22 protein-coding genes and 1 pseudogene are annotated in these 25,774 nt (G+C 51.4%); 14 read left to right on the forward strand and 9 right to left on the reverse strand.

All coding sequences use genetic code 11. The annotated features are described in order from the left end of the window. Positions 1-54 precede the first annotated feature (54 nt). Positions 55-1,032 carry a KpsF/GutQ family sugar-phosphate isomerase gene (locus MKZ35_RS12635; RefSeq protein ID WP_482514743.1) on the reverse strand — a complete coding sequence of 326 codons (978 nt, stop codon included), beginning with the start codon at positions 1,030-1,032 and terminating at the stop codon, positions 55-57. 256 nt (positions 1,033-1,288) lie between these two features. On the opposite strand from MKZ35_RS12635, the gene recQ reads away from it, so the two are divergent. After that, the gene (gene recQ, locus MKZ35_RS12640) at positions 1,289-3,487 is read left to right on the forward strand and encodes a DNA helicase RecQ (protein ID WP_482513633.1); all 2,199 of its coding nucleotides are present in this window, start codon (positions 1,289-1,291) and stop codon (positions 3,485-3,487) included. Between the two features lie 98 nt (positions 3,488-3,585). Here recQ and MKZ35_RS12645 read toward each other — a convergent pair whose 3' ends face one another. Then, entirely contained in the window at positions 3,586-4,008 is a 423-nt protein-coding gene (locus MKZ35_RS12645; protein WP_482513634.1) for a BrxA/BrxB family bacilliredoxin, read from the reverse strand. Positions 4,009-4,298: 290 nt separating this feature from the next. On the opposite strand from MKZ35_RS12645, the gene MKZ35_RS12650 reads away from it, so the two are divergent. The 3 genes from MKZ35_RS12650 (at position 4,299) to MKZ35_RS12660 (ending at position 7,495) form a co-directional block, all read left to right on the forward strand. Continuing rightward, positions 4,299-5,360 (forward strand): tetratricopeptide repeat protein, encoded by a 1,062-nt coding sequence (locus MKZ35_RS12650; protein WP_482513635.1) that lies wholly within the window; start codon positions 4,299-4,301, stop codon positions 5,358-5,360. Positions 5,361-5,459: 99 nt separating this feature from the next. After that, the gene (locus tag MKZ35_RS12655) at positions 5,460-6,830 is read left to right on the forward strand and encodes a tetratricopeptide repeat protein (RefSeq protein WP_482513636.1); all 1,371 of its coding nucleotides are present in this window, start codon (positions 5,460-5,462) and stop codon (positions 6,828-6,830) included. Then, the gene (locus MKZ35_RS12660) at positions 6,782-7,495 is read left to right on the forward strand and encodes an OmpA family protein (RefSeq protein ID WP_482513637.1); all 714 of its coding nucleotides are present in this window, start codon (positions 6,782-6,784) and stop codon (positions 7,493-7,495) included. Before MKZ35_RS12655 ends, MKZ35_RS12660 begins: the two co-directional genes overlap by 49 nt. Positions 7,496-7,569: 74 nt before the next feature. Here MKZ35_RS12660 and MKZ35_RS12665 read toward each other — a convergent pair whose 3' ends face one another. Further along, positions 7,570-9,099 carry a hypothetical protein gene (locus MKZ35_RS12665; protein WP_482513638.1) on the reverse strand — a complete coding sequence of 510 codons (1,530 nt, stop codon included), beginning with the start codon at positions 9,097-9,099 and terminating at the stop codon, positions 7,570-7,572. Positions 9,100-9,463: 364 nt separating this feature from the next. On the opposite strand from MKZ35_RS12665, the gene MKZ35_RS12670 reads away from it, so the two are divergent. The 5 genes from MKZ35_RS12670 (at position 9,464) to MKZ35_RS12690 (ending at position 14,165) form a co-directional block, all read left to right on the forward strand. Beyond that, positions 9,464-9,673 (forward strand): hypothetical protein, encoded by a 210-nt coding sequence (locus MKZ35_RS12670; protein ID WP_482513639.1) that lies wholly within the window; start codon positions 9,464-9,466, stop codon positions 9,671-9,673. A 147-nt stretch (positions 9,674-9,820) separates the two neighbouring features. Next, positions 9,821-11,557: an ABC transporter substrate-binding protein gene (locus MKZ35_RS12675; protein ID WP_482513640.1), complete on the forward strand. Its 1,737-nt coding sequence runs from the start codon at positions 9,821-9,823 to the stop codon at positions 11,555-11,557. Between the two features lie 237 nt (positions 11,558-11,794). Further along, complete coding sequence (locus MKZ35_RS12680; protein WP_482513641.1) at positions 11,795-12,616, forward strand: ABC transporter permease; 822 nt, start codon at positions 11,795-11,797, stop codon at positions 12,614-12,616. 280 nt (positions 12,617-12,896) lie between these two features. Beyond that, positions 12,897-13,616, forward strand: coding sequence for an ABC transporter permease (locus MKZ35_RS12685; protein ID WP_482514744.1), 720 nt, complete (start codon positions 12,897-12,899; stop codon positions 13,614-13,616). Between the two features lie 327 nt (positions 13,617-13,943). Further along, positions 13,944-14,165, forward strand: a complete 222-nt coding sequence (locus tag MKZ35_RS12690) for a hypothetical protein (protein ID WP_482513642.1) — start codon at positions 13,944-13,946, stop codon at positions 14,163-14,165. Positions 14,166-14,289: 124 nt separating this feature from the next. Here the strand turns inward: MKZ35_RS12690 and MKZ35_RS12695 are convergent, their stop codons facing one another. The 6 genes and pseudogenes from MKZ35_RS12695 to MKZ35_RS12720 form a co-directional block, all read right to left on the reverse strand. After that, complete coding sequence (locus MKZ35_RS12695) at positions 14,290-15,195, reverse strand: SDR family oxidoreductase (RefSeq protein ID WP_482513643.1); 906 nt, start codon at positions 15,193-15,195, stop codon at positions 14,290-14,292. Between the two features lie 87 nt (positions 15,196-15,282). Beyond that, positions 15,283-15,923, reverse strand: a pseudogene (locus MKZ35_RS12700) (peptidylprolyl isomerase). A gap of 81 nt (positions 15,924-16,004) precedes the next feature. Continuing rightward, entirely contained in the window at positions 16,005-16,973 is a 969-nt protein-coding gene (hemC, locus tag MKZ35_RS12705; protein ID WP_482513644.1) for a hydroxymethylbilane synthase, read from the reverse strand. A 222-nt stretch (positions 16,974-17,195) separates the two neighbouring features. After that, positions 17,196-18,329 (reverse strand): DNA polymerase III subunit, encoded by a 1,134-nt coding sequence (locus MKZ35_RS12710; RefSeq protein ID WP_482513645.1) that lies wholly within the window; start codon positions 18,327-18,329, stop codon positions 17,196-17,198. A 21-nt stretch (positions 18,330-18,350) separates the two neighbouring features. Beyond that, positions 18,351-19,580 (reverse strand): GlmU family protein, encoded by a 1,230-nt coding sequence (locus MKZ35_RS12715; protein WP_482513646.1) that lies wholly within the window; start codon positions 19,578-19,580, stop codon positions 18,351-18,353. A gap of 178 nt (positions 19,581-19,758) precedes the next feature. Continuing rightward, complete coding sequence (locus MKZ35_RS12720; protein ID WP_187309963.1) at positions 19,759-20,004, reverse strand: type B 50S ribosomal protein L31; 246 nt, start codon at positions 20,002-20,004, stop codon at positions 19,759-19,761. A 187-nt stretch (positions 20,005-20,191) separates the two neighbouring features. Between MKZ35_RS12720 and MKZ35_RS12725 the strand changes: the two genes are divergently transcribed. From MKZ35_RS12725 to secDF, 5 genes are all read left to right on the forward strand, one after another. Further along, positions 20,192-20,554 (forward strand): hypothetical protein, encoded by a 363-nt coding sequence (locus MKZ35_RS12725; RefSeq protein ID WP_482513647.1) that lies wholly within the window; start codon positions 20,192-20,194, stop codon positions 20,552-20,554. An 85-nt stretch (positions 20,555-20,639) separates the two neighbouring features. Continuing rightward, positions 20,640-21,224: a non-canonical purine NTP diphosphatase gene (locus MKZ35_RS12730; protein ID WP_482513648.1), complete on the forward strand. Its 585-nt coding sequence runs from the start codon at positions 20,640-20,642 to the stop codon at positions 21,222-21,224. A 206-nt stretch (positions 21,225-21,430) separates the two neighbouring features. Further along, complete coding sequence (locus MKZ35_RS12735; protein WP_482513649.1) at positions 21,431-22,057, forward strand: uridine kinase family protein; 627 nt, start codon at positions 21,431-21,433, stop codon at positions 22,055-22,057. 216 nt (positions 22,058-22,273) lie between these two features. Next, a complete protein-coding gene (locus tag MKZ35_RS12740; protein WP_482513650.1) occupies positions 22,274-22,639 on the forward strand; it encodes a hypothetical protein in 366 nt (121 codons plus the stop codon). Between the two features lie 142 nt (positions 22,640-22,781). Next, entirely contained in the window at positions 22,782-25,760 is a 2,979-nt protein-coding gene (gene secDF, locus MKZ35_RS12745) for a protein translocase subunit SecDF (RefSeq protein ID WP_482513651.1), read from the forward strand. The last annotated feature ends 14 nt before the right edge of the window (positions 25,761-25,774 follow it).

The raw sequence follows: 25,774 nt of genomic DNA on the forward strand, positions 1-25,774 counted from the left end.
TCCGGCCAAAACGTGAGGGCTAAAACCGCAGGTTCAGACGCGCCTTTCTTCTTTCTATACTAAACCTTCGCGCAGCAAATCATGGAGATGAATAAAGCCGCTAAACCGACCAGCGTCTGTCACAATGAGCTGCGTAATATTGCGCTGCTGCATGCGAGCCAGGGCTTCGGCAGCAAAGTCTTCAATATCAATAGTGATAGGCGATGGCGTAAGAATATTATGGGCCCGCACATCTTCCAGATTAGTGAAATTAGTGAGCATACGGCGCAGGTCGCCATCGGTAATGATGCCTAACAGGCGATTGTCACCTTCGCTGAGCACAGCGGTTGCTCCCAAACGCTTACCCGATATTTCCAAGATAATCTCGCGCAGGGGGGCATTTTCCAGGACCTGCGGCGCCTGATTCTGCCGACTCAAGTCTCCGACTTTCAAATAAAGCTTTTTCCCTAGCGTGCCACCCGGATGCAGACGAGCGAAGTCGGCCGAGGTGAACTCCCGCGATTCGAGCAGACATACTGCCAACGCATCGCCAAGGGCCAGCGCGGCGGTTGTACTGGTTGTAGGGGCTAGATTGTGCGGGCAAGCCTCACGAGTGACAGGCGCGTGCAGAACGTAATTAGCCTGAACCGCCAAGTAGGAATCGGCATTAGCAACTAAAGCCGCTAACGGCACCCCTTTCCGCTTCAGTAAGGGCACCAGCACTTTTATTTCCGGCGTATCACCGCTTTTACTGATGGCAATGACAAAATCTTCTGCCTGAATCATGCCCAAGTCGCCATGAATAGCGTCGGCGGCGTGCATAAACAGGGCTGGAGTACCCGTAGAGTTCAGTGTAGCCACTATTTTGGCTGCGATGTGGGCGCTTTTGCCAATGCCCGTCACCACTACTCTACCACGCAAAGATAGTATTGCTTCTATACATTGTGCAAAATCTGGTGTGTTATCTAAGGCCTCAGCTACGCCCTGAATGGCGCTGGCCTCTTCATGAAGCACTTTTTTTGCAATTGAGTTGAGTTCGTTCTGCGGTTTCAATCTAAATTTGATAGTCGGTACCGAGTAGTCGGCGTCGAGTAGTTGGTTGTTCATCCCGTCGTTGGTTTCAATCTCTAGACTTATGGTTGTTAGTTGTATTGCTATTTTGATGGCATGTACCGTGCTTTAACACTGTATTTAAATAATTAGCAACCAACTGCTGTTTCGTAAATACCAAAAAACCATTAGATTGAGAGTTCAACATGCGTGTTTGTACTCCCGTTCGCAATCCATAACCGAGTAAGTGAGAGAGACCATGCCAGCCCTAAAACAAGTAACAGCGCCCACGGCTGATCTGAAAGGCAAGTTAAAGGAAGTTTTTGGGTACGGCCAGTTCCGCGGCACCCAGGAAGCCGTCATCCAAAACGTCATCGACGGTCATAACACCTTCGTTATCATGCCAACTGGGGCGGGAAAGTCGCTCTGTTATCAGCTGCCGGCGCTAGTACTGCCGGGCACGGCCATCGTGATTTCGCCTCTGATTGCCTTGATGAAAAATCAGGTCGATCAACTGAATGCTTTTGGCGTGAATGCCCAGTTTCTGAACTCGACGCTGTCGAAATCGGAGATGAATCGGGTGAAAAAAGATGTAATAAGCGGTGAGGTGCGCCTGCTTTATGTTGCTCCCGAGTCACTTACCAAAGACGAAACCATTGACTTCCTGCAAAAGGCTACCATTTCATTCGTAGCCATTGACGAAGCGCACTGCATTTCGGAGTGGGGCCACGATTTCCGACCTGAGTATCGCAAGATTCGTGGCATCATTGACAATCTGGGGGCCAACGTGCCCATTATTGCGCTCACGGCCACGGCCACGCCTAAAGTGCAGCTGGATATCCAGAAAAACCTGCAAATGGATGATGCTTCGGTGTTCAAAACATCGTTCAACCGCACCAACCTTTATTACGAAGTCCGGCCCAAGCACAACACCAAAAAACAGCTGATTCAGTACGTAAAGCAGCACAAGAGCAAAGCCGGCATTGTGTATTGCCTTTCGCGCAAGAAGGTGGAGGAAATTGCGGAGCTGCTACGCGTGAATGACGTAAAGGCCCTCCCCTACCATGCTGGCCTCGACCCGCAGGTGCGGATGGCCAATCAGGATGCTTTTTTGAACGAGGAAGCCGACGTTATTGTAGCGACCATCGCTTTTGGCATGGGCATCGATAAGCCCGACGTGCGCTTTGTGATCCACTACGATACGCCCAAGAGCATTGAAGGCTACTATCAGGAAACGGGCCGGGGCGGCCGCGACGGCCTGGAGGGTAATTGCCTCATGTTCTACAGCTACGACGATATCGTGAAGCTGGAGAAATTTAATAAAGACAAGCCCGTTACGGAGCGCGACAATGGTAAGCAGCTTTTGCAGGAAATGGCCAACTACGCCGATTCGGCAGTGTGCAGGCGCAAGCAGCTGCTGCATTATTTCGGTGAAACGTTTGAAAAAGACTGCGGCTTCTGCGACAACTGTAAGCACCCCAAAGAGCGTTTTGAGGCTAAAGAAGAGGTGTTAATGGCCTTGAAGGCTGTAATGCTAACGGAGGAGCGTTTTGGCCTTGAGCACATCGGCACGGTGCTGATGGGTATGAACAATGCCCACGTAGAAAGCTATGGCCACAACAAACTACCAGTGTATGGACAGGGCAAAGAGCACGATGCCGCGTTCTGGCATTCGGTGCTTCGGCAGGTGTTGCTCAATGGCTTTCTGGAGAAAGATATTGAGAATCTCGGCGTTGTAAAGATGAGTTCTAAGGGTCAGGAATTCATGGAGAATCCTCACTCTATTAAGCTTACCAAGGACCACAACTACGACGAGGAAGTGCAGCAGGAGCAGCAGCAGGAAGAGGTGCAACAGGCCGCCGGCCACGACGAGGCCCTGTTTGAAATGCTGAAGGCCCTACGTAAGAAGATGGCGAAGGATAAAAACCTGCCTCCTTACGTACTGTTCCAGGACCCATCATTGAAGGAAATGGCCACCACCTTCCCCGTAAAGATGGACGACCTCGCTCACGTAGGCGGCGTTGGCCAGGGCAAGGCTGTTAAGTTTGGGACACCTTTCCTGCAACTGATTCAGAAGTATGTTGAGGATAACGACATTATGACTGCCGCCGATGTAGTTGTGAAATCGGCCGTCAACAAGTCGAAAATCAAGATTTACATCATTCAGCAAATCGACAAGAAGATGGATTTAGAAGAAATTGCTTCTTCTAAGGGAATTGACATGCGCGAATTGATGGAGGAAATTGAGCACATCTGCTACGCTGGCACTAAGCTCAACCTCAACTACTATATCGATGGTGTGCTGGACCACGACCGACAGGCCGAAATCACGGAGTATTTCCTGCAGTCTAATACTGACAATATTGCTGTGGCCCTCAAGGAACTCGGCCCCGACGAGTACACGGAGGAGGATTTGCGCCTTATGCGCATCAAGTTTCTAAGCGAGTACGCCAACTAAGCGGAAAATTGAGCTTTCTCAAGCACAAAAAAGCCCCCCAGACTTATCTAGGGGGCTTTTTTGATAACGCTACAAACAGCGCTATTTAAACCAAAGATCTAGCAATACTCATCGAACGCGCCTTGCAGGTTGTTCACGATACGCATGGTGTCGCTGCCTTCAATGTGGTAGCGCTCAATCATATGTACCAATTCACCATCTTTAAACAAAGCAATGCACGGTGAAGAAGGTGGATAAGGCAGCATGTGCTGACGGGCTTTGTCAACGGCGTCAGTTTCCATGCCGGCAAATACCGTCACTAGCTTAGCAGGCTTCTTGTCAGCGCTGGCTAAGGCCATTTTCAGGGCGGGGCGGGCTTTGGCAGCGGCGCAACCACATACTGAGTTAACGGCTACCAGTACGGTTCCGCTCTGCTCGCCGAGCACTGAATCGACTTCTTCAGGGGTCATAAGTTGCTCAAAGCCGGCCGACGTAAGGTCTTGACGGATAGGAGCTACCATGTATTCAGGATAGGTTGCCATGAGAGATATAGGCTGAAATGGAAAATCAAACGATAAGCCCGAAGGCAGCGCAAAAATACGCAAACTTCGGTGCTGTCTGCACAACCATTATTTAGTAGCAGTGGTTGCGCACCTGCTCAAATTTAAATGATCAGATGTGCGGCATTTGGCAACTCAGTACTAGCAGACCTAAAATCGAAGCCAAATAAATCTTGTAAAAACACAAATATTTTAAGTTTAAAGCAACTTGTAAGCCTTATTGAGCAAATAAAATTATATTTAACGTTTAGAAATCATTTATACCGGGTAACATGCTACGTATCTATATTCTGTCTATTCTGTCAGGTTTCGCTGTTAGTGCCTACGCCCAGGTAGACACCGTGCGCGCCACTACGTTACCGCCGGCCCAGCTAGCTGAGAAACTTTACAATAGTGGCGTAACGAAATACAACAACAAGAGCTATCAGGCTGCAATTCAGGATTTTGATAAAGCGTTGGCTGCGCGCCCTGACTTTACCAAAGCGTACTACAACCGCGCTACCACTCGCTACGAACTGAAAGATTACCCGCAGGCCGTGCAGGATTATGATGCGGCCATTCGATTGGAGCCGACGGACCATACTTCTTATTTTGGTCGGGGCCAAGCCCGCGAGGCAATGGGCCAGCGCCCCGAAGCAGAGCAGGACTATGCAAAAACCATTGAAACCAAAGCCGATTTTGCTCCGGCCTGGTATTATCGGGGCGCACTGCGATTTGAAAAAGGCGAATATCAAGCGGCTAAGACCGATTTTGATCAGGCGCTGAAAGCCGACCCGAACTATGCCTACGCTTACCACGATCGGGCCAGCGCGCAACGTCAGCTGGGCAACTTTACGGCCGCCATTCAGGATTACACGAAAGCCTTGACGCTACAACCGGAGCTGCTCCCGGCGCTACTGAATCGGGCGGCAACGCGCCGCCGCGCTGGTGACCTAAAAGGTGCCTTAGCCGATTACAATGAGTATCTGACCAAGAAAATGGATAACGCCATTGCCTACTGCAACCGGGGCAGCACGCGCTACGAGGCCGCAGACTACCGCGGAGCGGCCGAAGACTTCAGCAAGGCGCTCAGCCTCGATGCATCTTATGCTTTTGCCTGGAATAACCGGGCGGCAGCTTACCTAAAGCTCGAAGACTACAAAAAAGCGGCTGCCGATGCGGGCAAAGCCATTAGTCTCAACCCACAATATGCTGAAGCCTACCTCAACCGCGGCCACGCGCGCGAAATGATCCGCGATGCGGCCGGCGCTTGCCAGGATTGGCGCAAAGCCGCCGAGCTTGGCCTGGAAGCAGGCAGCAGCTATGCCTCTAACTCCGGCTGTAGCAACGAATAAAGCAGGCACACATACGGCGAGCCGCATGACGGCAAATGCCACATACTCCCTGATGCTGACCAGCTTAAGAGAGAACACGTTAGAATATTACTCAACACAATGTATAAGCTATTTCTATTGGCCATTCTGCTCTTATCACAAGCAGCCCACGCGCAGAGCGTTGAGTTTAGCAAAGACCGTTTTGGTAATGATAAAGAAGGGTTAAAAGCTGCTTTGCGCGAAATAAAAGAGGGCGACGGCAGTTACGATATGGACCCGCCCCGCTACGAGCAGGCCTTGCCTCACTACCTAGCCGCCCAGAAATTTAATCCGGACAATGCGGAGCTAAACCTTAAAATAGGTGACTGTTACCTGCACTCCGGTTTCAAGCCGCGAGCACTCAGCTATTTGGAGAAATCGTATAAGTTAAGCCCCGATGCTGATCCGCGCATTCACTACTTGTTGGGACGAGGCCTACACTTAAATGGAAAATGGCAGGAAGCTATTGCTGAATATAAAGCCGCTCAACCCGCCACGGGGGGCAAAAATACGGCTCCACTCCTAGCTGATATTCGTAAGAAAATAACTGAGTGCGAGAACGGGCAGAAGATAAGTAAGAAGCCCGTTCGGGCTTTTATCGATAACGCCGGCCCAACTGTGAACTCGCCCTACGCCGATTACAGCCCAGTCATTTCGGCCGATGAATCGGTGCTGCTGTTTACCTCGCGGCGCGAAAACTCGACCGGAGAGCAAACCGACCCTGAAACCGGCGGCTTCTTCGAAGATATCTATCAAAGCGCGCGCACCGGCCAGAAGTGGACTGCGGCTCGCAATCTAAAAGAGCCAGTGAACACCGATGGTCATGATGCTACGGTTGGGCTTTCTCCCGACGGGCAACGCATGTTGGTGTACGTGGAGGACAATGGCGGCGACCTGCACGAAGCAACCCTGCGCGGTGCCGAGTGGCGCAAGCCCCAGCGCTTAGGAGCCCGCATTAACAGCAAAGGCCACGAGTCGTCGGCGGCTTACACGCCTGATGGGCGCAGCCTCTACTTCGTGAGCGACAAGGAAGGCGGACTAGGCAGCCGCGACATTTATAAAGTAGAGTTGGAAGGCCGTGGCCCAGCCCAAAATCTGGGATCTACCATCAACACCCCCTACGGCGAGGAAGGCGTATTTCTGCACCCCGACGGCAAAACAATGTATTTCAGTTCGGAAGGCCACAACTCGATGGGCGGCTACGATATCTTTAAATCGGTATTTGAAAACGGTAAATGGAGCACGCCCGAAAACCTTGGCTGGCCCATTAACACCCCCGACGATGATGTGTTTTTTGTGATTTCTGCCTCCGGTCGCCACGGCTATTATTCCAGTTTTCGCGAAGAAGGCCTGGGAGGCAAAGACATTTACCAAATCACTTTTCTCGGTCCGGAAAAGCCCCCATGCTCTCCCAGGAAGACCAATTGTTGGCTAGTCGGGCCCAGCCTGTGAAGGAAACCCTGCTGGCTCCGCCCGTACCCATCGCTACGGCTCAGGTAACTATTCTGAAAGGTGTGGTGACGGATGATGTAACGAAGCAACCACTGGAAGCCACCATTGAAGTTATTGATAACCAGCGCAACGAGGTTATTGCTTCCTTTCTAGCCAATGCTCAGTCGGGCCGTTATCTAGTGTCGCTTCCCTCGGGCGTTAATTACGGAATCGTGGTGCGTCAGGAGGGATACTTGTTTCACTCCGAAAATTTTGATCTGCCAGCTGGTGCTGCTTACGCAGAAGTAGTCAAAGATATTGGCCTTAAAAAGCTGGATGTCGGGGTTAAAGTCGTGCTCAACAATATTTTCTTCGACTTCGATAAAGCCACGTTACGGCGCGAAAGCACCAGCGAGCTGGAGCGCTTACAGAAACTACTGACGGAAGCTCCAGCTCTGCGCCTGGAAATCAGCGGCCACACCGACAACGTTGGCCAAGGCGCTTACAATAAAGATTTGTCGCAGCGCCGGGCTAAGGCGGTAGTTGATTATCTGGTGAACAAAGGCACTGATAAAGCGCGCCTCACCTTCGCTGGCTACGGCGATGCCCAGCCCGTGGCACCTAATGCCACCAAAGCTGGTCGCCAGCTCAACCGTCGCACAGAGTTTAAAGTAACCGGCAAATAGATGAGCAACGTAAAGCCTAAAAAAGCCCCCCAGAAATATTCTGGGGAGCTTTTTTATGGTGAGTACTGCTAAACTTATCGTTCGTGCGCTGCTTCTTCGGCGACTTTGGCTTCAGCATTTACCCGCAAAATATTGAGCGTTAATTCCCAGAGATCTTCGTAGGGAATGATCTCGCTTTCCGCATACGCATCGCCAGGTTGTGGAGCTTCCCGCAAACGGTTTAGCAAACTTTGGCCTTTCTTTTCGCAGGCCTGGGGGGCAAAATTTTCCCGCACCATTAGCAGCAACAGCCGAAAGAACAGTTGACTTCGCAAAGTAGCTGGGTCCCGCAAGTGGTTCTGCTCATACTTCCGCAGCCCTTCCAGACGGGTAAGCAACGCATCCAGGTTGCGCTGCCGCAGATAGTACAGAAACTGCAGCACCAGAATAGCCACGTTGTAGCCTTGCTTATCTCGGCTATAGTCAGGCACGGTTTGAATAAACTGGCTGAATTGTAGCCGCAGAGCCGTGCCCTCGGGTTGAATAAAGTGCAGATACACCTCGAACAGATCCCAGCGCTGTATAGCTGCTGCGCGCTGCTTACCGTAGTAGGGATTTTTGCGCGCTAAACGCAGTATTTCGTATGCTTTACTGTACTCTTTAGCGTGCAATGCCAGTAGCATGTAGTGCTCCAGAAAGTAGAACCAATTATCAGAAGAAGGGTGAAAATCTTTGATGTATTCCTCCGCCAGGTTTAACCCTTGAACTACCTGCTTGCTACGCAAGTGCGCCCATACACTCATGAATTTGTTAAAGCGAATATCGAAGCGTTTCTTATTGACTTTACCCTTATCGAATAGTGCTGACGTAGTGCCTGTTATCTCAATAATTTGCTCAAAGTTACCTAAGAGCTCTTCTCGCATTAAGCGCAGCCGATACAGATACTCAAAGGTGCTATAAGTGTTGGCCTTTCGATGCAGGCCTTCCATTTTGGTTATGTGAGCCGATAATTCGTTAAGCAGAAACCGCCGCGACCGTACAGTCTGAGTTTGCTCCATTCGAACGTCTAAGTATAGCTGCCGTGCCTCTTCTTCTACGTTGGCTAACTCCTGATAGTGCTTAAGCTGCTTGGAAATAGCATGGTAATGCTTCGGCTTCCTGAGTTGAGCATACAGGTGACGAAGGAACCCCAAACTCATAACCACATACTGAGTAAACTCTCCATCAAGTGCTAGGCGTAAGCACTTGCGTGCCAGTCTCTCAGCCAGCTCGCTTTCACTTTCTTTAAATAGAATGCTTGCTTGATGAAAGAGTTCCAGGCACTGTAATTCATACCGCTTCGAAATAAATTGACGCGGATCAGTATGGTCTAGAAAATACAAATGGTTTAGCAGCTTCTTCTGTACCCTCGATTTGAGTTTGCGAAGTGCAGCCTGATTCATTGTATTTACTTTCCCATATAATGCTTTAATTACCTGAAGCTGAGTAGCTTGTTGTTCACTACTCAGCATCTGTACCAGGTCAATTTCTTTGTTGAATGACGATTTGGCGCTGAAATCAATCAAAGGCGGCATTCCAACCCGTCTATCAATAATTATTTTGGCCAGATTACTAATGTCTTCCATGGATAGAATACAATTTTAGAAACTAAGATACGTCTAGTAAGTGAAGGAGCGAATATCAGTGCTTTACACTTCTAAAATAAGTAACTCACCTACAATAAGCCGATTTAAGGCTGAGTAATTTCATAATCAACCTATGTCTTATTCTTATACTCAAATCGTCCAAACCGTATCAAACATAGCCATAAACCTATAAAAAATCTTATATAATTAAGCATAGATTTGTTTTTTTGTATTACTTATAGTCAAAATAATATTTATAATATCCTAGTCATATTTAGGACCTAATCTTCCTTTCTTATCCTCTTATAACGTCCCACATTTGTGCAGTTCAACAATTGAACTACAAACACAACTAACTGAAACCATGCTAGAATTACTTGCTCTCGCCCTTCTCCAATTTGCTACTTTAGCTTCCTCTCCTACTAATGCAACTGCTGAAGGCGGCAGCAGCGGCTGGAATGACGGCAACGTGACGACCCAAAATGTTGGCGGCAGCAGCAGCTGGAATGACGGCAACGTGACGACCCAGAATGTTGGCGGCAGCAGCGGCTGGAACGACGGCAATGCTCGCTAGGTTCGACAACTACTAGAAACGCTCGGTAGATACCTATTATATCTACCGTTTCATAAACGCTTCGGGCAAGGTAGCTAAGATGTATCTCCACCAGTTGGGGAATCTTAGCTAACTTGCCCGACGCCGTTTCTACGCGGTTGTTAGCTTATGCGGCGACTACTCTGGGGGCTGGGGCTCTACATTCTTATTGGTTTATTGCCCGCTTGCAAAACACAAGCATCGTCTTCTGGTGCTGTTCGGGTACGGTGGGTACGCGACCCGGAGTCTCTAAATCCTCTCTTAAATCCCAATGATATTGCCGATCAAGCCATCGGATTATTATACCAAAATTTACTGACCATAGATAACCAGAAACAGGAATATGTACCATTGCTTGTCGAAAAGCTCCCTATAGTACAATACCAAGATTCGCTGATGCTGCTTACTTACCGTCTGCGAGAGGCTGCTACCTGGGATAGTGGCCAACCTATAGTAGCTCAGGATGTAGTATTTACCTTGAAAGTGATGAACTCTCCGGGTTTGCCAAATGAAGGAGCCCGAAGCCGTTTTAGCTTCATCCGAGATGTGCGGCTAGACTCAACCGACGTGCGCCAATTTACGCTCGTATGCCAAGGACGAGCCCCAGAGTACACATACGTCTCTGGCGATTATCCTATTCTACCTGAGTATGCGTTGGACCCGCAACGGCTGCTGCGCGCTATTCCACTGGCAGCTCTAACACAGGCTGCGTCTGTTTCGTTGAGTGAATATCCTGTATTACAGGCCTTTGTGCAGCGCTATAACGCAGCTAATCTGGATAAGAGTCCAGTGAATCTCCCCGGCTCGGGGCCTTATCAGCTGACTGCTTGGCGCAGTGGACAATCACTAACCTTTCGCCGTAAAATAAACTGGTGGGCCGACCGACTGCCCGCGCAGCAGCCCCAGTTAGTAGCCTGCCCAAAACAGATTGATTTTCAGATAATTCCGGACAACGCTACGGCTTTGCTCGCGTTACGGCGAGGCGACATAGACATCTACCCCATGGTGCCGGCCAATGAATTTAATCGCCTTCGTACGTCAGAGGGTGGTCAGCAGGCATTAAAATTCTACACCGCTGACTCGTACGAAATGGTTATGGTAGGTTTTAATACTAGGCGCGCGCCGCTCGACCACCACCTGACGCGTCAGGCGCTAAGTCACTTATTTGATATACCAGCTCTTATTAAGGCGACCCAAAATGGCATGGCCTATCCGAGTGTTGGTCTCATCAATCCTCAGGAAAAAGCAGTTTACAATGACAGCTTACCGCTTCTCACCTACGATCCTAAACAAGCGGAAGTGCTATTGAGACAAGCGGGTTGGGCGCGGCAAGGCCAAGGCGGCTGGATACGGCCCACGGCAGGAGGCCAAAATCAACCTTTGGAGGTAAATATTACCTATCGGGCGGGCGAGGCGGCATTTGAAACCATTGCTTTACAGCTACGCAATGCCGCAGCCGAGCTTGGTATACCCATTCAGTTGCGACCCACCGAATCGACTCTGTTGCTTGGTAAGCTGCGTGCTGGCAACTTTGATATTTACCTGCGTACGCTGTCAGGAAATCCCTTTGCTTACGATTTCAGTCCCTTGCTGCATTCTGAGAGTACTGACATCAGCAATTTTACCCGTTTTGGGACGCCGACAAGTGATAAGCTTATTAAAGCCATCGTGCGCGAGGAAAATCCGAACCGAAAAGCGCAAATGCTCCGTAAGTTTCAGGTTATCATGCGGACTGAAAGCCCCATGGTAGTGCTGTTTTTTAATCGCTACCGCCTGGCTGCCGACCGACGGCTTACTAATCTGCGCATATCGGGGCTACGACCGGGATATGAAGTTATGACCGTCGAACCCCTGCCGGAAAGCTAAATCTGCATGGGGCGTTTTCTTCTGTACCGACTTCTACGCACTATTCCAGCCACCTGGGCTATTGTTTCGCTTGTTTTTTTGCTTAGTCGTACGCTTCCTACCACTGATTTAATAGGTCGGACCCTGAGTAATGAAAGTGTAGGGAGCAGGGGCATTACCACAGCCGAACGCGAAGCCGCACTTCTCAGGATACAGCAACGGCTAGGGCTTACTGGTCCTCTATTTTACTTTTCACATGTGCCTTCGGCCAATGGGGCCGTTTGGCAGTGGAACGGTAGTAACAACCAATACCATCGATGGCTTAAAAATGCGGTGCAGGGCGATTTAGGACAATCGTATCGTAGCGGCCAGCCAGTTACGACCGTATTAGCTGAGGCACTGCGGTTTACGTTGCCATTAACTACCAGCGCGGCGTTAGTGGCTACTATTCTCTCCGTAGTTCTGGCGTTGTGGCTCGTGTGTGGTGGACCTGCCTTTTTGCTCAGTATTTTGCATGGAATAGATGCTCTACCTCTATTCGTAGTAGCATTAGGGCTGCTACTGCTACTGGCCAATCCCGATATGCTTCCACTCTTTCCAGCATATGGTATGGGCCAGCAAACTGCTGAAAATGCCCCCTGGAACGACCAAATCGGCACTTATCTATATTACAGTGCTCTCCCACTGGCTAGCTTGGTTTTGGTGAAGCTGCCATCCTTAGTTGTGCAGCTCCATGACGCCCTCTGTCATGAACTGAAGGCTAATTATGCAACTACCGCTCGCGCTAAAGGCCTGTCGCTCTATCAGGTGGCGACGCGGCACGCTTTACGCAATGCGCTGCTGCCAGTCATTGCCTTACTCACCGATTTACTGCCTGCGCTTGTGGCCGGAGCAGTAGTAGTAGAGGTGATTTTTGCTTTGCCTGGTATGGGCCGCTTACTCGCTGAGGCTGCCGCTACGCACGATTTTCCGGTTCTTGTGGGGGGCGTTTTGCTGGTAGCGCTTATGCGTCTGATCGGGCTTGTAGTGGCTGATATGCTATACTTTCTGACCGATCCACGGATTCGTTTGCAGGCATGAGACCTCGGTATAAGGGAGTTACTCAGCACCTGGTGGCCGTTTGCTGGCTGGTATTAGTAGCTAGTGCAGCGGCAGTAGCACCTTGGCTACCACTACCCTTCCCCCCGATTCAGTAGATCTTAATCATATTGCCCAGCCTCCATTTTTGCCCCCCAGCGCACCAAATACTTCTGCTCATTGGCTGGGGACCGATGGTTTTGGTCGCGACGTATTAACAGCCTTGGTGTACGGAGCGCGCACAGCATTATTTGTGAGTTTGCCCGCTGCCTTGTTTGCAACCATGTTAGGCACCTTCTTGGGCAGCGCAGCCGGTTTTTGGGGTAATTCCGGCCTTCGTATTCCAATAGTTTACTGGCTGCTAACTGGCCTACTATTGCTGGGGGCAGTAGAAGTTCTATCTGTTGCTGCACCGATTTGGTGGCACCTGCTTTTAGGCATAGCAGTAGCTATTGGCTTAGGCAAACTGCTACTGCGCGTCCCTGGGTTGCGTCGCGCCTGGCCCTTTCCGGCTGACCGATTGGTGCTGGGGGCGGGTTCATTGTTAGCGTCTGTACCACGCTTGGTATTCATTTTGGCATTAGCTGCCGTGCAGGACGCCTCCTTACCAGGCCTTTTCTTGTTATTAACCCTTACGTATTGGCCTGAACCAGCCCATCTCGTACGGGCTGAGCTTTTAAGAGTACGCGCTTTACCTTTTATAGAATCTGCCAGAGCTATGGGGTTGTCTGGGGGGCAAATTTTGTGGCGCCATGCTTTACCGAACGCCTGGCGAACCGTCCGCGCGGCATTTCCACTCAGCCTTAGTACCCTTATTAGTTTAGAGACCACTCTTTCCTTCCTTGGTGTCGGGCTTCCATCCGAAATACCTAGTTGGGGCCGCACATTAGCTGCCGCTCGGCTCGATCCTACAGCTTGGTGGCTTGTTCTTTTTCCTGCTTTAGCGCTGGCCGGAACCACGTTAGCACTACGGCAGCTAACTGCTAACAAAATTTCTGCTTAATATATAGTTTTATATATGTCACAAAATCAAACAAAATATACCTTTTTAAGCGGCATATAGTTGCACATGCATTAATAGCCGTTCAACGCGGTTTCAAATTTCATAATTCATTGAAACCTTTTAAAAAGGATCATTAATGCTATTCTCATCGAGCCAGCTGTATTCAAGCAAACAAGAATAATTAAAAAATATTAGAATAATTCAAGTCACAAAAGCAGGTTTATGTTCCTTTCAACTAGGCCTGTTGTGGTTGTACTATTGTAACGAAGATCGGGTAGCGCCTAGAAGCGCTGCTGGTTAACACTCCGCTTATCTGATCTGGCTCTTATGCGCTCACTACTTTTAAAACGTCGTCAGGGGTACGCTTTGCGTTACTTATTGATAGAAATGGCGCGGCAATCGGCCCCCCAGATGTCAGGTTTTGAAACCATTGATGGAGACTTAATCCCTTACACTGTGGCACAAGCTGCCTTAAGCAGTGGCCGGGCAGTGATGGTTGGCAATTTGCTGGTAGGTATGGTTGCCTCAGCAACGGATAGTAATTGGTAGAATTAAAAATAAATGGTTTCGGCACGCGGCATTTGCTCGCAGCGCCGCCGGAACAATAAAGGTTGTTGCAATAGGTGTGTTAAAAAACCCGCAGGTTCTGCCCGCGGGTTTTTTGCGTTTATACTTATGCCTCTTCGGTTTGGCGTGCCAGCAGGGCTATTCCTTCCTGAAAGGTATGCGGCTGGTAGCCTAACTCTCGCTGGGCCTTAGTGATAATGAAACCAGTGCGTGGGGGGCGTTTAGCGGGCTGCGAGAACGTACTTCCGTCCGCTTTTACTATCAAGGACTTATCGAGTTGAAAATAATCGGCCACTTGCAGAGCCATTTGATAAGGTGTCAGCAGTTCGCTGCTACTGATGTTGTAGATGCCGGCCGCGTTGTGCTGCGCCGCCAACCAACAGCCCTGAGCCAGGTCTTCGGCTAAAGTAGGCGTGCGAAATTGATCGTCCACCACTTTAATCTCTTTACCAGCTCGCAGCGAGTCGCGTACCCAAAGCACAATGTTGGTGCGGCCATAGTCATGCACGATACCATAGACAAGCACCGTCCGCACAATAGCCCATGAGCCCTTACTAGCCTGTACCGCTTGTTCGGCGGCCAGTTTGCTTTCGCCGTAGAAATTGATGGGAGCCGGCACTTCTTCTTCCGTCAGGGGGCCTTTTTCGCCGCTGAATATAAAGTCCGTACTTACATGGGTGAGGTGAATCTGGTGCTGCTCGCAGGCCTCCACGAGGTGCTCTACGGCCGTCACGTTCTGCAGCCAGCAGGGTTCCCGATTCAGCTCGCACTCATCCACATTGGTCATGGCGGCCGTGTGAATAACGTGCGTAGGTTTTTCGGTGCCTAGCACCTGCTGCACCTGGCTTCGGTCGGTTACATCCAGTGGCACGAAGCGGAGGTCAGGGTAATGATCTGCCAGCTTGTTAGCGCCACGCGAAGTGGCAATGATTTCGACGCTTTGTTGCTGCCGAAGCAATTCAACTAGCTTCTGGCCTAACAACCCATTAGAACCGGTGAGTAGAATACGCATAATTTGACTGGATTTTATAGCTGAGTGATATCACAAGTATTTAAGGCTGCTAAGTCGTTCGCAACGAATAACTTAGCAGCCATGGCCTTAGTATTGGTATCCGTACAGTTCCGTGATTTTCTTCTTTTTCAGCTTATCCACCTTCACTGTCATCTTCACATCGGTAGTAGGCCGGTCACGGGGGCCAGTGGGCTGTGCGGCGATTTTATCGATTACATCCAGCCCACTAATTACCTGCCCGAATACTGTATAAGCACCATCCAAATGCTTGGTACCCTGATGATTCTGGACAATATAAAACTGTGATGGGCTGCTGGCGCGGGTAGGATTACTATAGTCGCCCTGGCGAGCGGCAGCCACCGCCCCAAACTTATGTTGTAGCTCAGGCCGAATTTCGGCAGGAATAGAAGCGGCATCAGGCTGACCAGCACCATCGTTGTTAGGATCGGTGTCTTTGGTGTTTGGGTCGCCCCCTGGATCATAAAATCCCGGATAACACGGTGAAAGGTGGTGCCATCATAGAAGCCGCTTTCAGCCAACGTCAAAAAGTTAGCTTTATGCTGAGGAGTCTGACCGAAAAGAATCAGCTTTATTTCACCCAGATTGGTATTGATGGTGACTACCTCATCCTTTTTGCTTTTGCGGGGGGCTTTTTCAGCCTTAATAGCAGGTGAAAGAAGTAATAAAAAAGCCGAAACCAGCGTCCAAACGCGGAAAACACTATTCATAACACTAAGAACTGTGGTAGTAATTGATTGAAATTAGGTGAGTTTATGAAATGCCGAACCCGCATTTCAGGCTGAATCAGCTTAAAACGTACTTGACTCCGACTCCCGATGACTGCGGATCTCAGCTAAAATTTGCTTACCACCACGACTAAGCACCGTTTCAGCTAAGCTGACGCCCATAGCCTCCGCTTGGTCTACGTCGGTGATGGCGCTGATTTCCTCTACGTACTGCTGCCCATCGAGGCTAATGAGGCCACCGTGGAGCTGAAGCAAGCCCTCATCGGTGTACGTAGCCAGGGCAAAGGATGGAATGCTGCAGCCGCCCTCCATAGTGCGCAGAAACGCTCGCTCGGCGCGCAGACATACATGTGTGTCAGCGTGATCCAGAATACCCTGCAGGGCAACCTTACGCCCCAGGTCCAGATTCTTGGCGCACTCGATAGCGACGCTTCCCTGGCCGGCCGCCGGCACGAACTGCGTTTCGGGCAGCACATGCGTAATCAGGTGGTCATACTCCATACGGTGCACGCCGGCAAAGGCCAGCACCAGCGCATCGTATTGTCCTTCTTCCAGCTTGCGCAACCGAGTTTGCAGGTTACCGCGAGCTTCTGCTGTGATGATATCAGGGTAATAGCGTTTGAGCATAGAGCGACGCCGCGTACTGCTGGTACCTAGCACAATGTTGGGCTGCTGGAGAGAGAAGCTGGGGTCGAAGCTGACGATTACGTCGTTCACCTTTTCCCGCTCCATGAAGGCCAGCAGCTCCAGATCATCCGGAATAGTACTCTGCACGTCTTTAGCGCTGTGTACGGCAATATCAATTGTGCCATTGCGCAGGCTTTCCTCCAGCTCTTCCGTGAACACGCCTTTGGCCCCAATTTTATCGAGGGAGCGGTCGAGCACCACGTCACCTTTCGTGGTGATAATAACGATTTCGGTTAGAAATAACTCCCGCTCCAAGCAGGCCGCTACGTGGTTAGCCTGCCACAGTGCCAATCGGCTACCACGGGTACCTATGCGGATGGGACGATCGAAGAGCGTAGTTTTCAACTAAGTATTTTGATCAATGACTTCTGACTAAAGCTTGCTGGGGGGCAATTTAAGTTCCTGCATACCTCGGCGAGCCTAGCAAGACGACGCTTAGACTGCTTGTATCACCCTCTTCTCTGTGGTAGTGCAAAGCTACAAATGCCTTCAGTAATGGCTTGGCTATAGCTCGTTTAGCAGTAACTATAGCTAATTAGCAAAACGTATTTTATGGCTTAATAGCCTTTAAACAGGTATTTTTAGCAATTCTGCTACGCGCAAAGAGGTATCCACGAAGACCATGCGCGGATTGGCATTGCGCTCCACGTGGTAGTGAGCATCGTTCAGCTCAGTGGTAATAGACTCAGCATTTCTAAGATGCACAAAGCGGCTGAAGCGGGTCACAAACTGTTGCTCTGCGGCGGGCAGATGCGGGATTAACTGTGCATCGAGGCCGTAAAGCAGCACTTTGCGTAGCAGTCCGAGGGCGTAATGTAAAAACTCCTTCTGATTTTCACGCCCCATCTTTTGAAACTCATCGCTTTTTTCCAGCACTTTGGCAAAGTTGTCCTGGAAACACAGGCGCATCCACTCGGTGAAAAAGGCGAAGTAGTCGTTGTCGGGGGCGGTGCGGGCAGCCAGGGCAGCCCCGAGGTTACCATCAGCTATCTGGGCGAGCTGGCGGGCTTTGGCCTCGGGTATATGTTGCTCATCGTGCAGATAAGCCGTCAGTTCATCTTCGGTGAAAGGTCGCACTACCACGGGCTGCACGCGGCTGATAATTGTCGGCAAGAGTTGTTCGGGTGCGTGGCTGACCAGCAGAAAAATAGTGGCGGCGGGCGGCTCTTCCAGCAGCTTCAGCACTGCGTTGGAAGCAGCCGGATGCATCAACTCAGGCAGCCAGATAATCACGATTTTGAAGCGGCCCTCAAACGCTTTGAGTGATACTAATTTTAGTAGTTGCAGGCTTTCCTCCTTGGAAATACTGCCCTGCTTGTTTTCAGCACCAATGTGCTGCATCCAGTCATTAAGTCCCTGGTAAGAATTATCCAGCACAAAGGTGCGCCAGTCGGCGGCGAACTTACTGCTGACCGCATCCTTCGGCACTTGCTTGGTGCTGGTGACGGGCACTATGAAATTCAAGTCCGGATGAATCAGCTTATCCATCTTCTGACAAGCTGAGCACTTCCCGCAAGAGTCCTCATCGGTGGGGCTGCGGCCCTCACAATTCAGAAACGTAGCGTAGGCCAGCGCCAATCCCAAAGCAGCCGAGCCCTCAGCGCCCCGAAAAAGCTGCGCGTGTGCCACGTGCTGACGCTGCACCGACTGCACCAGCAACTGCTTGACTTTGGTTTGATCAGGAATTTCAGCGAAGCGCATGAACGTAGTCGCTTGGTTAGGTTATTCTATAACTGATGGCTGTCTTCCGCCAGCTTTCTCCCACACTCTATCCTTGGCTGTTGCCTCAAACACATGCTGCATGATTCCCTGCTCCGCGGCATCATATTCCAGCCGGCGCCGGGCCATGACGCGCTCGGCCACTTCGGCTACTTTGGGCAGCTTAAAAGTTTCAAAACCGGCTGAGCCGCCCCAGCTGAAGCTCGGGATGAAGGTGCGCGGAAAGCCCGCCCCGAAAATATTGGCCCCCACGCCGACCACCGTACCAGTATTAAACATCGTGTTGATGCCGCACTTGCTGTGGTCGCCCATCATCAGGCCGCAGAAGGTTTGGCCCGTATCCACGAAGCGGCCCGCCACGTGGCTCCAGATTTTGACCGGGGCGTAGTTGTTCTTAAGGTTGGAAGTATTGGTGTCGGCGCCCAGGTTGCACCACTCCCCTATCACAGAGTTGCCCAGGTAACCCTCGTGGCCTTTGTTGGCGTAGCCGAAAAAGATAGAGTTTGCCACCTCACCGCCCACTTTGCAGTAAGGACCCACGGTGTTGTCGCCACGCATTTTAGCTCCCACGTTGATGTGGGAGCCTTCGCACAAAGCCAAGGGGCCTTTTATGATAGCGCCTTCGTGGACCTGGGAGTTTTTGCCCAGATAAATCGGGCCATTTTCCGCGTTCAAAATAGCCGCCCGAATCCTCACCCCGGGCTCAATAAAGATATTTTCAGCCCCATAAACGATGGTATGTGCATCGCCAATGGGCTCGGACTTTCGACCACGCGTGAGCAGGTCAAAATCCTGCCGAATTTCGGCGCCATTGCGCAGGAACAGGTGCCACAATTCACCGATTATGGTGACGGGCTCTGCCACTTCGCTGGTGCTGGCCAAGCCATCCTGAATTAGCTCAGCTACTTTGCTGGCGTCGGGTAGATGAGCGGCTACCAGCAGCTCGCCGTCAACTAATGCTTGTCCGGGGGGCAAATTTTGCACCTGTCGCGCGAGTGCTTCATCGGGTAGCACGGCACCGTTGATTACCAGGGCTGGGCCGCTTACGGCTCCAGCCGGAAATTTAGCTTGCAGGTAAGATTCAGTCAGGTAAAAAACCTCTTGGCTTAAGCGATGCTGCCATTTCTCGGCGATGGTCAGGATGCCGCAACGCAGGGCAGCCACGGGCCGGGTAAACGTGAAGGGCAACAGGCGCGGCCGAATAGCAGGATCGTCGAAAAGTAGGACGTGCATAGCTTTCTGATGACAGGTGTCACGAATCGGTAATCAAAACTAGGGCAAGGTGGCCCACAGATGTATTCGTCGGCAAGTTGGCACAAATAAAAACTCCCACCAGACATGCCAGCGGGAGTTTTAATACTATGCTCTCTAGGTTGCCACCAAGAACAACGCAGAACGGATAACCGAATGACTACTTCTTCTGGTAACGGTTGCGGAACTTCTCCACGCGGCCAGCAGTGTCAATAAATACGTTTTTGCCGGTGTAGAAAGGGTGCGAAGCGCTGCTAACTTCCACTTTTACAACTGGATAAGTCTTACCATCCTCCATCGTGATGCTCTCGGTAGAGTTCATCGTGGAGCGAGTGATAAATTTGAAGTCGCTGGAAGTGTCCTGAAACACGACTTCGCGGTACTCGGGATGGATGTCTTTTTTCATGGTCGGAAATACCGTTAAAACCTTCTATGCCTGCCGATTTTGCGGAAGGGATTGCAAAAGTACGCGTTCCATTTGAAATTAAAAACTTATGAGAGGCATTTCATACTCCTTGCGCCTCGCAGTGAGCATACTAGCAGGTTTTGATTAGTTTTGGGCACTATACTTATTTTGCTTCTACTATTAATTTATGGTGTATTCAACTGGTTTTCTCTTGGTTACGTTCGCTTTACAGCTTCGCTTTTCCACCCTGCCACCAGCTACCCCAGCTTACTCTTATGCTCAGTATGCAGCAGGTACGACTCAGCCATTGCCCTTTGCTTCGGAAGCGCTAGCGTATCAGTTTTCCGCCCAAAAAGTAGCGTCGCAGCTTAGCCGTGCGCTCTATTTGCCCAGCGCAGCCACCGATTCCAGCGCTTCGCATACAGAAGCCGCGCAGTTGGCTGATTATCAAATCCCAAAAAGACCTCAGGACGGCTTCCTCCAGTTTTGGGATTCTGTTTCAAATGAGTTGGAACAGGCCTGGCACAGCATCAGGGAGATGTTTCGATAATCATTGCCAGACTGGCTTGAAGCTATTTAAGTCCGTTTCAGATACCATCTCAAATAGTTTTTACCCCTTTACTTAGTTGAATCACATGCGTATCTGCTTTGCCACGAATAATGAGCACAAGCTTACCGAAGTCAGAGCGTTACTGCCGTCTACGATTGAGCTGGTGAGTTTGCAGGATATCGGCTGCCACGAAGAGCTGCCCGAAACGCAGGATTCGCTGTCGGGCAACGCCCGGCAAAAAGCCGAATACGTGTGGCAGCACTACCAAACCTCGTGTTTTGCCGACGACACCGGCCTGGAGGTGAATGCCCTGGGCGGCGCCCCCGGCGTGTACTCAGCGCGCTACGCCGGCCCCCAGCGCAGCGCAGCCGACAATATGGCCAAACTCCTCCAGGATTTGCCCCCCAATGCCGACCGTAGCGCCCAGTTTCGCACTGTCATTGCGCTGGTGCTGCCCACTGGGGAGTGGCAGGAATTTAATGGCGTGGTAGAAGGCCGCATTATGGAGGAAGCGCGCGGACAGGCCGGCTTTGGCTACGACCCAATTTTTCAGCCCGCGGGCCATCACCAAACGTTTGCCGAAATGACGCCTGAGCAGAAGAACAGGTTGAGCCATCGGGGCCGGGCGGTAGCGCAACTGATAGTTTTTCTGGCCGAGCGGGAGAGCTAGAAAGTTTCGTAGTTTTCTGTAAAAAAGCCCCCCAACGCGATTTTCGTTGCTCGCTGGCTGGTGGCTAAATATCCATTTGAACCAGCTCGATACAGCGAAGTAGTTGGCCTGACTAGATTACGTTTTTTCAAAAAGACGTAACGCTGGCGTCATTTTGCTTAATTTTGCACGGTTGGCCCTGCTGGTACGGGCCGCTTTCCCACCCCATGCAACATCCTTTTATCGTCGGTATTACGGGTGGCAGCGCCTCCGGCAAAACCACGTTTCTGCGCCGTCTGCTCGCTTCTTTTCCTGAGGACGATATTTGTCTGATATCCCAGGACAACTATTATCATCCGCGTGAGAGCCAGTTGGTAGACCCTAATGGCGTCACCAATTTTGATTTACCGTCCTCTATTGACTCGGCGGCTTACGCGGCCGATGTGTTGCGCATCAGTCAGGGGCTGGAGGTACGGCGCCCGGAGTACACGTTTAACAACCCAAATGTTCAGCCTAAAGAGCTGGTGTTTCGCCCTTCCCCGATTGTAGTGGTGGAGGGCATTTTTGTTTTTTACTTCGAGGAAGTCGCTCGCCTACTCGACCTCAAGGTGTACATCGATGCCCGCGAGCATGTGAAGCTGCAACGCCGCATTGTGCGCGACCGCGACGAGCGGGGCTACGATCTGGAGGATGTGCTGTACCGCTACACCAACCACGTAGCGCCCACTTACGAGAAATATATCAAGCCCTTCAAGCAGGACGCCGACATCGTGATTCCCAACAATCGGCATTTTGACAAAGGATTGGAGGTCTTAGTGTCGTTCTTGCGCAACAAAGTAGTAGCAGCTCGTTAGGAGTAGTCTTTTTCATAGAGAAGCAAGCACAAAGAGCGCGGCTGCATGGCTGCGCTCTTTGTGGTTACAATGGCTATAACTCTAAGTTTCGCGAGGCGTCTTTTGATTGTTCAGCGGTGACAGTAGTTGCATTTAGCGGTTAAAACAACCTCACGAGCCGTAGCTATTTTGGGCTACGCAGCCCAAATGGCTATATTTGTAGCGCTTAGTTTGCTCATGGTTTCTGCTCGCCTCACTTTTTTAGCTCATTTACGTTTCGTGCTGCTCGCGGCTACGCTGCTGTTTGTGCTAGGGCTGAACCACCGGGCAGTAGCTACGCTACGGATACCGGGGGGCCAAATGGCGCGAATTGGCGCGGCTCCGAAGGCAGCCGTCGTAAAGCAGAAAGTAACCCTCGAAGCGACGGACAGCGTGCCCGTTTGGCTGGCACCCGCCGCTGACGCCTGGTTTCCGGCGTCGGTGCCGCTTACTTGGCCTCGCCTGCTGGCGCAGACCTTGAAATTTGCCCCCCAGCCCGGTGCTTTGCCGGATTTTTTCCGCGCCCGCCTGCTGTTGGCCGCGCTCTCGCCGCAGGCTCCCTAGCTGATTGGATGCTTTTCTACTGAATAAAAAGCTGATGCGCCGCTAGTGCCGGTTGCATATCGCTTTCGTCAATCCGCTTCAGTGGAAAACCAACTTTCGGAGTACTCAGCACAATAGCACAGTAACAAATCAACTACTTAGTATGCGTAATAAAGGACTTATTATCGCCCTCACCCTTATTGTATCGGTGTTGTGCATTTACTTCCTGTCGTTCACCATGGTATCGCGCCGGGTGCAGCAGCAGGCTGAAACGTATGCCACCCGCAACGGGGAGGTAAACCAGCTGAAGCGTCAGCGCTACCTCGACTCGGTGTGGCGCGCGCCAGTGATCAACGTACTGGGTGTAGACTACACCTATAAAGATGTGCGTCAGAGTGAACTGGGCCTTGGCCTTGATCTGAAGGGCGGTATGCATGTGACGCTGGAAGTATCGCCGGTGGAGATAGTGCGGGCCATGTCCGGCAATTCCAAGGATGCGGCCTTCACTAAGGCGCTGGCGCAAGCCCAGGAGTTGCAAAAAACTAATTCGGGTACGCCATTCACGACTTTGTTTGCACAGGCTTACCGTTCAGTAGCGCCTGAGGGCCGGTTGGCTCGCATTTTTGCTAACACAACCAATAAGAGCCGCGGCATTGATATCAATTCTTCGAACGAGCAGATTATTGGGGCAATCGACAAGGAAGTTGAAGAAGCTATCGACCGTTCATTCAACATTCTGCGTACTCGCGTTGACAAATTCGGCGTCAATCAGCCCAACATTCAGCGGGTAAAAGGCACAGGCCGCATTCAGATTGAGCTGCCCGGCGTCGACAACCCCGAGCGTGTACGTAAGCTGCTGCAAGGCCAGGCTAAGCTGGAATTCTGGGAAGTATGGCGCAACGATGAATTTGCCCCCTATCTCAACCAGCTGAACGAAGTGCTGGTAGCGAAAGATGCTACCGCCAAGCCTGCTGTAGCCGCGGCTGCCACCACTACCGATGCTGCTACCGCCGCCGCTGGCGACTCTACTTCGCTGGCCAGCCAGCTTGCCAAAAAGAATGCTACTGCTACCACCGACTCGACCAACCTGCAGCAGAGCAGCCTATTGGCCCGCCTGTTTACGATGCCCGGCGCACTGGGTTCCAATGTACGCGACACAGCTCGTGTGAATGACCTGTTGGCCAGCGCAGAGGCCCGCGCAGTTTTGCCCCCCAACCTGAAATTCCTGTGGGATGTGAAGCCTACCGTAGTAGACAAGCAGGAATACCTGCAGCTCTATGCTATCCGCAAAACGACCGACGCAGTAGCCCCGCTGGGTGGCGAGGTAGTAAGCGACGCCCGCCAGGACTACGACCAGGGCGGACGCCCTGAGGTTTCCATGCAAATGAACCCGACCGGTGCTCGCCGGTGGCAGAAGCTGACCGCCGCAAACGTGGGCCGTCAGGTTGCCATCGTACTTGATAACAATGTGTACTCGGCACCCGTTGTGCAAGCCGAAATTGCGGGGGGCAATTCCAGCATCTCCGGCAACTTCACGATTGAAGAGGCGCAGGACTTATCCAACGTACTAAAGGCCGGCAAGCTGCCCGCTCCTACCCGCATCGTGGAAGAGGCTGTTGTTGGCCCGTCGCTGGGTCAGGAAGCTATTGACCAAGGCCTGTATTCCTCGCTAGCGGGTCTGGTAATCATCATGATTTTCATGGCGATTTACTACGGCAAAGCTGGTTTAGTGGCCGACTTGGCCCTGGCTTTCAACATTTTCCTGGTATTGGGAATACTGGCCCAGTTCGGCACGGCGCTCACGCTGCCGGGTATTGCTGGTCTGGTGCTCACCTTCGGTATGGCAGTAGATGCCAACGTACTGATTTTTGAACGAGTTCGGGAGGAGTTAGCGCAAGGGCTCACCCTCAAGGACGCTATCAATAAAGGATACAGCCGCGCTTTCTCGGCCATCTTCGACTCCAACATTACGACCCTGCTTATCGCCGTCATTCTGGGCTTCTTCGGCACGGGTCCGGTACAAAGCTTTGCCATCACGCTCGGCATCGGGGTACTCACCTCCTTCCTGACGGCGGTGTACTTGTCGCATTTGATCATTGATTGGATCACGAAAGACAAGTCGAACATGACGTTCACCACGCCCTTTTCGCTCAATCTGTTCAAGAATGTCAACTACGACATCGTGGGCAAGCGCAAAATTGCTTATATCTTCTCGACGAGCATTATCGTGCTCGGGTTTGTGCTGATGGCCGTGCAAGGCGGGCCAAACTTGGGGGTTGACTTCCGGGGTGGCCGCAGCTACACTGTCGATTTCAACAAAGAAATGGTAGCGTCCGACGTACGCGCCGCGCTAACTGATGAGTTGCAGAACTCGGGGATTGAAGTAAAAACGTTTGGTACCCCTAGCCGTCTTCGTATCACCACCAGCTACCTCGCCACCGATGAAAGCACTGAAGCAGACCAGAAGGTAGAACAAGCCGTAAAGACGGGCTTGCAGCAGTACGCTGCCAACAACCCCACAATTGTAAGCACGTCGAAAGTGGGCGCAACCATTGCCGACGATATCAAGCAAGCCTCCGCCGTGAGTTTGCTGCTTTCTATCCTGGGGATCTTCGTGTACGTGCTGTTCCGCTTCGAAAAGTGGCAGTTCTCGCTGGCCGCCGTTATCGCTCTGTTGCACGACGTGCTGGTTGTAATTGCCGCCTTCCCCATTGCTCGTCTGTTCGGACTCACGTTTGAGATGGATCAGGTATTTGTGGCCGCTATCCTTACTATTCTTGGTTTCTCCATCAACGATACGGTAGTTATCTACGACCGTATCCGGGAATACCTGACCGAGAACCCAAACTTGACTTTTAAGCAGGTGGCTAACCCCGCCCTGAACAGCACGTTCTCCCGGACTATCATCACCGCTACTACGGTATTATTGGTGGTAGTTGTACTGTACATCTTCGGTGGCGAAACGCTTCGCTCGTTCTCGTTCGCGATGATTATTGGGGTAATTTTCGGCACGTACTCGTCGCTGTTTATCGCCACCCCAATCATTCTGGATACGTACGGCGACAAGGAAATCCGTCAGGCTACGGTAGCCACCGATACGCCCGATGCCGACGCGCCGCGCATCTCGACGGCCGTACGCTAGGTAGTTGCAGCCTA

The organism is Hymenobacter sp. R533113, from assembly GCF_056835965.1.

Excerpts from the sequence above, each read along its gene's own strand:
- MKZ35_RS12670 (WP_482513639.1), top strand. The coding sequence starts at position 9,464 with ATGCTAGAATTACTTGCTCTCGCCCTTCTCCAATTTGCTACTTTAGCT.
- MKZ35_RS12735 (WP_482513649.1), top strand. The coding sequence starts at position 21,431 with ATGCAACATCCTTTTATCGTCGGTATTACGGGTGGCAGCGCCTCCGGC.
- MKZ35_RS12655 (WP_482513636.1), top strand. The coding sequence starts at position 5,460 with ATGTATAAGCTATTTCTATTGGCCATTCTGCTCTTATCACAAGCAGCC.
- MKZ35_RS12685 (WP_482514744.1), top strand. The coding sequence starts at position 12,897 with ATGTTAGGCACCTTCTTGGGCAGCGCAGCCGGTTTTTGGGGTAATTCC.
- MKZ35_RS12715 (WP_482513646.1), bottom strand. The coding sequence starts at position 19,580 with ATGCACGTCCTACTTTTCGACGATCCTGCTATTCGGCCGCGCCTGTTG.
- MKZ35_RS12710 (WP_482513645.1), bottom strand. The coding sequence starts at position 18,329 with ATGCGCTTCGCTGAAATTCCTGATCAAACCAAAGTCAAGCAGTTGCTG.
- MKZ35_RS12695 (WP_482513643.1), bottom strand. The coding sequence starts at position 15,195 with ATGCGTATTCTACTCACCGGTTCTAATGGGTTGTTAGGCCAGAAGCTA.
- MKZ35_RS12675 (WP_482513640.1), top strand. The coding sequence starts at position 9,821 with ATGCGGCGACTACTCTGGGGGCTGGGGCTCTACATTCTTATTGGTTTA.
- MKZ35_RS12730 (WP_482513648.1), top strand. The coding sequence starts at position 20,640 with ATGCGTATCTGCTTTGCCACGAATAATGAGCACAAGCTTACCGAAGTC.
- MKZ35_RS12645 (WP_482513634.1), bottom strand. The coding sequence starts at position 4,008 with ATGGCAACCTATCCTGAATACATGGTAGCTCCTATCCGTCAAGACCTT.
- MKZ35_RS12665 (WP_482513638.1), bottom strand. The coding sequence starts at position 9,099 with ATGGAAGACATTAGTAATCTGGCCAAAATAATTATTGATAGACGGGTT.
- MKZ35_RS12690 (WP_482513642.1), top strand. The coding sequence starts at position 13,944 with ATGCGCTCACTACTTTTAAAACGTCGTCAGGGGTACGCTTTGCGTTAC.
- recQ (WP_482513633.1), top strand. The coding sequence starts at position 1,289 with ATGCCAGCCCTAAAACAAGTAACAGCGCCCACGGCTGATCTGAAAGGC.
- MKZ35_RS12725 (WP_482513647.1), top strand. The coding sequence starts at position 20,192 with ATGGTGTATTCAACTGGTTTTCTCTTGGTTACGTTCGCTTTACAGCTT.
- MKZ35_RS12660 (WP_482513637.1), top strand. The coding sequence starts at position 6,782 with ATGCTCTCCCAGGAAGACCAATTGTTGGCTAGTCGGGCCCAGCCTGTG.
- MKZ35_RS12650 (WP_482513635.1), top strand. The coding sequence starts at position 4,299 with ATGCTACGTATCTATATTCTGTCTATTCTGTCAGGTTTCGCTGTTAGT.
- MKZ35_RS12740 (WP_482513650.1), top strand. The coding sequence starts at position 22,274 with ATGGTTTCTGCTCGCCTCACTTTTTTAGCTCATTTACGTTTCGTGCTG.
- secDF (WP_482513651.1), top strand. The coding sequence starts at position 22,782 with ATGCGTAATAAAGGACTTATTATCGCCCTCACCCTTATTGTATCGGTG.
- MKZ35_RS12720 (WP_187309963.1), bottom strand. The coding sequence starts at position 20,004 with ATGAAAAAAGACATCCATCCCGAGTACCGCGAAGTCGTGTTTCAGGAC.